General features: G+C 71.1%; 8 protein-coding genes. 4 read left to right on the top strand and 4 right to left on the bottom strand.

The window, feature by feature from the left end; genetic code table 11:
* From ACZ5NW_RS03690 to ACZ5NW_RS03680, 3 genes are all read left to right on the top strand, one after another.
* On the top strand, window positions 1–191 hold a 191-nt coding region (locus tag ACZ5NW_RS03690), incomplete at its 5' end, for a hypothetical protein (protein ID WP_468742062.1).
* Between the two features lie 67 nt (window positions 192–258).
* Window positions 259–438 carry a hypothetical protein gene (locus ACZ5NW_RS03685; protein WP_468742061.1) on the top strand — a complete coding sequence of 60 codons (180 nt, stop codon included), beginning with the start codon at window positions 259–261 and terminating at the stop codon, window positions 436–438.
* Window positions 439–452: 14 nt separating this feature from the next.
* Window positions 453–884, top strand: coding sequence for a hypothetical protein (locus tag ACZ5NW_RS03680; RefSeq protein ID WP_468742060.1), 432 nt, complete (start codon window positions 453–455; stop codon window positions 882–884).
* On the opposite strand, the gene ACZ5NW_RS03675 is transcribed toward ACZ5NW_RS03680, so the two are convergent.
* Complete coding sequence (locus ACZ5NW_RS03675) at window positions 866–1,783, bottom strand: adenosine kinase (protein ID WP_468742059.1); 918 nt, start codon at window positions 1,781–1,783, stop codon at window positions 866–868. The genes ACZ5NW_RS03680 and ACZ5NW_RS03675 overlap by 19 nt on opposite strands.
* A 152-nt stretch (window positions 1,784–1,935) precedes the next feature.
* The gene (locus tag ACZ5NW_RS03670) at window positions 1,936–3,402 is read right to left on the bottom strand and encodes an amino acid permease (RefSeq protein ID WP_468742058.1); all 1,467 of its coding nucleotides are present in this window, start codon (window positions 3,400–3,402) and stop codon (window positions 1,936–1,938) included.
* Window positions 3,403–3,630: 228 nt separating this feature from the next.
* On the opposite strand from ACZ5NW_RS03670, the gene ACZ5NW_RS03665 reads away from it, so the two are divergent.
* The gene (locus tag ACZ5NW_RS03665; protein ID WP_468742057.1) at window positions 3,631–4,323 is read left to right on the top strand and encodes a MerR family transcriptional regulator; all 693 of its coding nucleotides are present in this window, start codon (window positions 3,631–3,633) and stop codon (window positions 4,321–4,323) included.
* Between the two features lie 13 nt (window positions 4,324–4,336).
* Here the strand turns inward: ACZ5NW_RS03665 and ACZ5NW_RS03660 are convergent, their stop codons facing one another.
* Together ACZ5NW_RS03660 and ACZ5NW_RS03655 are read right to left on the bottom strand one after the other, a co-directional pair.
* Window positions 4,337–5,665, bottom strand: coding sequence for a glycoside hydrolase domain-containing protein (locus ACZ5NW_RS03660; RefSeq protein ID WP_468742056.1), 1,329 nt, complete (start codon window positions 5,663–5,665; stop codon window positions 4,337–4,339).
* A 153-nt stretch (window positions 5,666–5,818) separates the two neighbouring features.
* Window positions 5,819–7,996, bottom strand: coding sequence for a 3-hydroxyacyl-CoA dehydrogenase NAD-binding domain-containing protein (locus tag ACZ5NW_RS03655; RefSeq protein WP_468742055.1), 2,178 nt, complete (start codon window positions 7,994–7,996; stop codon window positions 5,819–5,821).
* Window positions 7,997–8,015 lie beyond the last annotated feature (19 nt).

The raw sequence follows: 8,015 nt of genomic DNA, 5'->3' as shown, positions 1-8,015 counted from the left end.
GCGTTTCAGGGGCGGCAGGAGTTGTGAAAAAAGATCAGGGCAACGAACTACTCCCAAGCGCACTGACGCCCGCGCGGGTCAACTGGCGTGCGCCCTGGGTTTTTTCCCCCGGCCCCCGCGTCGTGGATTGCCGAAAATTTACGCGGCTTCACGCGTGGTTCGTGGTCTTGGCTGGGAAGCTCCTGTCCTGAGCTGCACACCTGTGCGAGGCGAGATCGCTCCGGGGGACACGGTGTGCGACGAGCGGGGGGAGAGACCGTGTCGCAAGCGCAGAACGCCGGTGGTGGACTGGCGTTGTGGAGGGTGTTGGTTCTCGTCGGGGCGGTGCTGCTCGGCGTCGGCCTGATCGGTGGTCTACCGGTGGTCACCCTGCTGGGCGCGCCCGTCGCCCTCGTGGGTGTGATCGGGCTGTCGGTGGCTCGGCGCAGACAGGCCTGACGGGGGAATGCGGAATGTCCACGTGGAACGGGATCGGCACCAAGTACCTGGGTTACAGCCACCGCAACCGCGACGGCAGCCACTACGCCACCGAGTGGGGTGTGCTGTTCGACCTGCCGGTGATGCCGTTGCGTCGGCATCGGCTGAAGGTCGGCAGAACGGTCCACGCCACGACCGGGACGGTCAACAGATCCAGCACCCGGTTCGCCGTGCTGGAGGAGACGCCGCTCAACGGCCGTGAGGTCGCGCGTACTTATCTGACCTGGTGGGTGCTGGGCCCTCTGGTCACACTCGGCCCCGCGGCCCTGTTCATCTGGCCGGTCAGCAGCAAGGCGGATGCCGGGTTCGGGGCGTGGCTCTTCGTTCTGGTCCTCTCTGCCGCGTGGGTGATGGGCGCGGGGGCGGCCATGGTCACCTTCAGTCGGCGTCAGCGCGGGCTGCCGTAGAGGTCGGCGGCGCGGGCGAGGAGTTCGTCGCGGGCGAGGGCGGCGGTCTCGGTGGACGGGATCGTGCAGGCGTACGCCCCCGCCACCGTGCCGTACAGGGCGCATCTCAGCGGGGGCTCGCCCGCGAGATGGCCGTAGAGGTAGGCCGCCGCGAAGGCGTCACCCGCGCCGTTGGTGTCCACCACCGGGGCGGGCGGCGTGACCGGCGGGATGTGGGTCAGCTCGCCGTCCGTCAGCAGGTGGGCGCCCTCGGCGCCGGCCGTGGCGACCACCGCCCTCGCTCGGCCGCGCTCGGCGATGCGGCGCATCGTCGCCTCGGGGTCGGTGAGGGCGGTCGCCGAGAGGAAGACCACGTCGGCCTGGTGGGCGAACGGCTCGTGGTAGGGGTTCTCGCCGTCCCAGTCGTGCAGGTCGGTCGAGAGGGTGACGCCGCTCTCGCGCAGGATCGGCAGGGCCTCGGCGCACGGGTGGGTGATGGACACGTGCGCGTGCCGGCTCGATCGGGCCAGGGCCCGCAGGGTGTCGGGCGGGAAGCGGTCGTCGGGGTGGCCGCGGCTGGTGTCGTACAGGGAGAGGCGACGGCCGTCCGGGGAGACCAGGTTGACCGCGCGCTTGGTGCCGGCGGGCTGCGGGAACGCGGTGAGGGCGATGCCGTGCTCGTCGTGCAGGGCGCGCACCAGGTCGCCCTCGGGGTCGTCGCCGAGGAAGTCGGCGTGGTGGACGCGCAGGCCGAGGGCGGCGAGGCCCAGGGCCACGAAGTCACCGGTCTGTCCGGCGCGGGCGCGGATCCCGCTGTCGATCATGTAGCTGTCGGCGTACGGGAGGGGCAACCGCGGCACGTACACGATCGTGTCGACACCCGCCCCACCCAGCACGAGCACATCCGTGTCCCGGCTCACCTCGGCCCCTCCCCCTGGTCATACGCGGTCACAGCGATCCCCCGCCCCACGAGCCGCCTCCCGACCAACGGCACGGTGGCGTCACCCCGGACATAGATGATCTCCGACATGACGCCACCGTAGGCGATGCCACTGACAGTGGCCCTGGGTCGCTACTTCGTGAGGGCGGTGAGTTCCTTGTCCTCGGTCCTGGAGACGTTGCGGCGCACGCCGTACCAGCCGGCGGTCAGGGCGAGGGCGATCGCCGGGATCAGGAAGAGGGTCTTGCGGCCGACCTCCGGGTCGTTCCACATCATGGCGAGGCAGGCCAGCAGGAACGCGATGGTCGCGATCTCGGTGACGGGGCTGCCGGGCAGACGGAAGTGCGGGCGGCTGAGCAGGCCGGCCTTGGCGCGGCGCACGAAGACCAGGTGGCAGACCATGATGATGACCCACGTGGAGATGATGCCGAGCGAGGCGACGTTCAGGACGATCTCGAAGGCCTGGCTGGGCATGAGGAAGTTCAGGCCGACGCCGAGGACGCACACCGCGCAGGTCAGCAGGATGCCGCCGTAGGGGACCTGGCTGCGGTTCATGCGGGCGGTGAACTTCGGGGCCGAGCCCGCCATCGCCATGGAGCGCAGGATGCGGCCCGTGGAGTAGAGGCCGGAGTTGAGGGACGACATCGCGGCGGTGAGGACCACCAGGTTCATCACGTCGCCCGCGCCCTCGACGCCGATCTTCGACAGGACGGTGACGAAGGGGCTCTCGTCGGCCGAGTAGACCGAGCCGGGGAGCAGGAGGGCGAGGAGGACGACCGAGCCGACGTAGAACAGGCCCACGCGCCACATGATGGAGTTCACCGCGCGCGGGACGACCTTCTCCGGCTCGGCGGTCTCGCCCGCGGCGACGCCGACGAGCTCCAGGGCCGCGTACGCGAAGATCACGCCCTGCATGACGAGGACGACGGGCATCAGGCCGTGCGGGAAGACGCCGCCGTGGTCGGTGATCACGTTCACGCCGGGCGTCGTACCGCCCACCTGGTGCTGCGTGGCCAGCAGGAAGATGCCGACGAGCATGAAGGCGACGAGGGTGGCGACCTTGACGATCGCGAACCAGAACTCCATCTCGCCGAAGATCTTCACCGAGATCAGGTTCACGGCGAGGACCACCGCGAGGGCGATCAGCGCGAGCACCCACTGCGGGATGCTGGTGAACGCGCTCCAGTAGTGCGTGTACAGCGCGATCGCGGTGATGTCGGCGATGCCGGTGGTCGACCAGTTCAGGAAGTACATCCAGCCGGCGACATAGGCGCCCTTCTCGCCGAGGAACTCGCGCGCGTACGACACGAAGGAGCCGGAGGAGGGCCGGTAGAGGACCAGTTCGCCGAGGGCCCGCACCACGAAGAAGGCGAAGACGCCGCAGACGAGGTAGGCCAGCGCGAGCGCCGGGCCGGCGTTGTGCAGGCGTCCTCCGGCGCCCAGGAAGAGGCCGGTGCCGATGGCGCCGCCGATCGCGATCATATTGACGTGGCGGTGCTTGAGGTCCTTGCTGTAGCCGGCGTCGCCCGCGTCCGCGGGCGTCGTGGCCGCCTGGGGATGGGCGGCGGCCTGGGCCGTGTGCACGGCGTCCTTGCTCACGGGTGGTTCCACTTCCTGGTGCGCCCGAGCGGGTCGCGCCCGGGTGTCCGTACGGTTTCGGCCGGTGGCTCCCGGTCGGGGCACAGACCAAGGCAGCAGCTTCCCAGAAGCGTCACCCGGTATGCGGTGGTCCATGTCACATGGCGTTGCTTGTCACACACCGGCCCCGTCGGTCTCCCCTGTCCCTTCGGGTGTCACAGCGGTGGTGAGACAGCGATACTGCTGCACATGACGATCGAGACCGAGGAGCCGCCCCTCACGGTCGACGAGCTGGCCGCCCGCGCGGGGGTCACCGTGCGCACGGTCCGCTTCTACAGCACCCGGGGCCTGCTGCCGCCGCCGGTGATCGGTCCGCGCCGGGTGGGCCACTACGGGCCGGAGCACCTCGCGCGTCTCGCGCTGATCGAGGAGTTGCAGCGGCAGGGCATGACGCTGGCCGCGATCGAACGGTACCTGGGGCAGCTGCCGCCGGATCTGACCGCGCAGGACCTGGCCGTGCACCGGGCCGTGGTGGCGTCCTGGGCGCCGGAGATCGCGGAGACGGTCTCCCGGGAGGAGCTGCACCGGCGGGCGGGCCGGGAGCTGAGCGACGAGGACGTGGCACGGCTGGCGGCCCTGGACGTGGTCACCGTCGAGGACGGCTCGTTCCGCGTCGACGCGGGGCTGCTCAGGCTCGGCGTGGAGCTGCTGGACGTACCGCTGTCGCAGGAGGCCGTCCTGGCGGCGCGGGAGGTGCTGCTGGAGCACTCGCGCGCGGCCGCGCAGGCGCTGTCGCGGCTGCTGCGGGACGCGGTGGCCGAACGCGCCGCCGAGGACGTGAGATCGCTCTCCGCGCACATGCAGCCGCTGGTCGTCCAGGCCCTGCTGACGACGTTTCAGCGTTCGCTGCGCCAGGAGGTGCGCGAGTGGCTGAGGGAGTGAGCCGGGACGGGGGTCAGCAGCGGGGCACCGGCTTGCTGTACGAGGTGCCGCTGGGCGTCGCGACGTAGTGGTCGGAGACGTAGTGCCCGTTGTCGAGCCGGTCCCACACCTTGGTGGTGCCGACCGTGGTGCCGGGGCGCTGGCAGGTGATCCACGCGAGGGCGCCGCCCGGCGAGGTGCCGACGGCGGTGTATCCGGTGCCGGGGCCGCTGCGTTCGGTCACTCCGGCCGGGGCGGTGACCTGGTACGGGTAGGCGCAGCGGGGCAGGGGCGCGCTGTAGGTGGTCTGGGACGGCGTACTGACGTAGTAGTCCGGGAGGTAGGTGCCGTTGCCCAGTTTGTCCCAGACGTTCGAGGTGCCGACCGTGGAGCCGGGTGCCTGGCAGACGGGTTTGACGGTGGCGCCCGAGCTGTACGTCGTGCTCGCGGCGTAGCTCGTCGACGGGCCCGTGCGCGCGGTGACCGCCGCCGTCGCGCGGTACGGGTACACGAGGGTGGCGACGGGTGCGTCGACGCGGTCGGTGTCGATGTTCACGGTGACGCCGCCGTACGTCTCGTCGTGGCCGCCGCGGAACTGCTTCACGCGCTGGTGGACGGCCCACTGGGCGTCGGCGACGCCCGCCCAGCCCTTGAGGGAGTCGACGCCGTCGTAGCGGGCGACCCACAGCGCGTCGGGGCGGGCGTACGTCGTGGACGTGTAGGCGCCGGCGAGTTGTCCGGCGCCGAGGTTGAGGTTCATGTAGACGCCGGAGACCCAGCCGAGGCGGTGGAGTTCCTTCGTCCAGCCGGAGACGTAGCCGAGCACGGCGGCGCGGCAGACGCTGTCGGTCTGGCTGTAGTTCTCGATGTCGTTGTAGAGGGCGCTGCCCGGGAGCATGTTGAGGGCCTTGGCGGCGGCGATCGCCTGGTCGGCGGCGGCGGTGCCCTGGGAGCGGGCCGTGACGGCGCTGGTGCTGATCTTGGCGTCGGTGGGGCGAGCGCCGCACGGGGGCTGCAGGCCCTTGTGGATGGGCAGCAGCCGCCATCTCAGAGCGGCCATGGAGGTGACCCAGGAGGGGGTCAACTGCGGTTGTGCGCAGGTGCGGTTGACGCCGGAGACGTAGACGCCGAGCGCGCGGTACGGAGAGGCCGACCACGCCTGGATCGTGGTGAGCGGCGGGGCGGTGCAGGCGTCGAAGGCGAGCCCGGAGTAGCGGGTGGCGGTCCCACCGGCGGGGTAACTGACGGGAGTTGCGGGTTCGGCGGAGGCGGCGGGGGCGGCCACCAGGACGGCGGCCGGGCCCAGGACGCAGGTGGCGAAGACGGCGATGAGTCTTCGCAGGGCAGAGCGCTGGTGCGACATGACGGCCCCCCTGGGCGCGCGATGGAAGGTGGCCCCAGAGTTGGCCTCTGTCCGTTCCGCGGCAAGATGCCGTGCCGTGCTGTGCCTGATTTATGACGGAATTGACGCACTTCGGCCCCGGCGGGGTGCCGGGGCCGTGGTGGTGTCGGTGCGTCAGCGGGCGTCGGTGAAGGTCTCCCCCTTCTCGGCCTTCTCGATCAGCAGCGCCGGCGGGGCGAACCGCTCGCCGTAGGTCGCGGCCAGTTCACGCGCGCGGGCCACGAATCCGGGCAACCCGCCCTCGTAGCCGTTGATGTACTGCAGGACGCCGCCCGTCCAGCCGGGGAAGCCGATGCCGAAGATCGAGCCGATGTTGGCGTCGGCGACGGACGTCAGCACGCCCTCTTCGAGGAGCTTGACGGTGTCCAGCGCCTCCGCGAACAGCATGCGTTCCTGCATGTCACGGAAGGGGATCCGGTGCCCCGGCCGGGTGAAGTGCTCGCGCAGACCCGGCCACAGGCCCACCCGCCGGCCGTCCTCGTAGTCGTAGAAGCCCGCGCCGCCGCTGCGGCCGGTGCGGCCGAACTCGTCGACCATGCGGTCGATCACGGCCTCGGCCGGGTGTGCGGTCCAGGTGCCGCCGGCCTCCTCGACGGCCCGCTTCGACTCGGCCCGGATCCTGCGCGGGAGGGTGAGCGTCAGCTCGTCCATCAGGGACAGCACCTTGGCCGGGTAGCCGGCCTGTGCCGCCGCCTGCTCCACGGACGCGGGCTCGATGCCCTCGCCGACCATGGCGACGCCCTCGTTGATGAAGTGGCCGATGACGCGGGAGGTGAAGAAGCCGCGCGAGTCGTTGACGACGATCGGCGTCTTCCTGATCTGCCGCACCAGGTCGAACGCGCGCGCCAGCGCCTCCTCGCCCGTGCGCTCGCCCTTGATGATCTCGACGAGCGGCATCTTGTCGACGGGCGAGAAGAAGTGCAGCCCGACGAAGTCCTGCTGGCGCTCGACGCCTTCGGCGAGCAGGGTGATGGGCAGGGTGGAGGTGTTGGAGCACAGCAGCGCGTCGGGGGCGACGACGTCCTGGATCTCCTGGAAGACCTTGTGCTTGAGCTCCGGGTTCTCGAACACCGCCTCGATGACCGCGTCGCAGCCCGCCACGTCGGCGGGGTCGGCGGTCGGCGTGATGCGGGCGAGCAGCGCGTCCGCCTTCTCCTGGCTGGTGCGGCCCCGGGCGACGGCCTTGGCGCAGAGCTTCTCGGAGTAGCCCTTGCCCTTGACGGCCGCTTCCGGGGACACGTCCTTCAGCACGACGTCGATGCCCGCGCGGGCGCACGAGTAGGCGATGCCGGCGCCCATCATCCCGGCGCCCAGGACGGCCACCTTGCGGACCGGGCGCTGCGGTACGCCCTGGGGGCGGTTGGCGCCGGAGTTGACCGCCTGGAGGTCGAAGAAGAACGCCTGGATCATGTTCTTCGAGGTCTGTCCCGCGGCCAGTTCGACGAAGTAGCGGGCCTCGATGACCTGCGCGGTCTCGAAGTCGACCTGGGCGCCCTCGACGGCCGCCGCGAGGATGTTGCGGGGCGCCGGGTAGGGGGCGCCGCCGGTCTGCTTGCGCAGGGAGGCCGGGAAGGCGGGCAGGTTCGCCGCGAACTTCGGGTGGGCGGGGGTGCCGCCGGGGATCTTGTAACCCGGCCTGTCCCAGGGCTGCTGGGACTCGGGGTGGGCGTCGATGAAGGCGCGGGCCCGCGCGGTCAACTCCTCCGGGGTGTCGACGACCTCGTGGACCAGGCCGTTCTCCAGGGCGCGCCGGGGGCTGTACTGGGTGCCCTGGAGGAGGACCTTCAGCAGGGCGTCGGTGATGCCCAGCAGGCGGACCGTGCGGGCGACGCCGCCGCCTCCGGGCAGCAGGCCGAGGGTGACCTCGGGGCAGCCGATCTTGGAGCCGGGGGCGTCGAGGGCGATCCGGTGGTGACAGGCGAGGGCGAGCTCGTAACCGCCGCCCAGGGCCGCGCCGTTGATCGCGGCGACGACCGGCACGCCCAGGGTCTCGATGCGGCGCAGCTGCCGCTTGACGGCGAGGCCGCCGTCGAACAGCTCCTGGGCGGTCTCCGGGGTGACCCGGATGAGGTCGCGCAGGTCGCCGCCGGCGAAGAAGGTCTTCTTGGCGGAGGTGACGATGATGCCGCGGATGGTGTCCTTCTCCGCCTCCAGGCGGTCGGTGACGGCCGCGAGGGAGGCGCGGAAGGCCGCGTTCATGGTGTTGGCGGTCTGCTCCGGGTCGTCGAGGACGAGGGTGACGACGCCGGTGCGGTCCTGTTCCCAGCGGATGGCGGTGGGCTGAGTGCTCATGGGGAGGTGCTCCGTAGCT

Source organism: Streptomyces sp. NPDC032126 (assembly GCF_055580085.1).
This window is presented reverse-complemented; position numbering and strand designations above follow the sequence as displayed.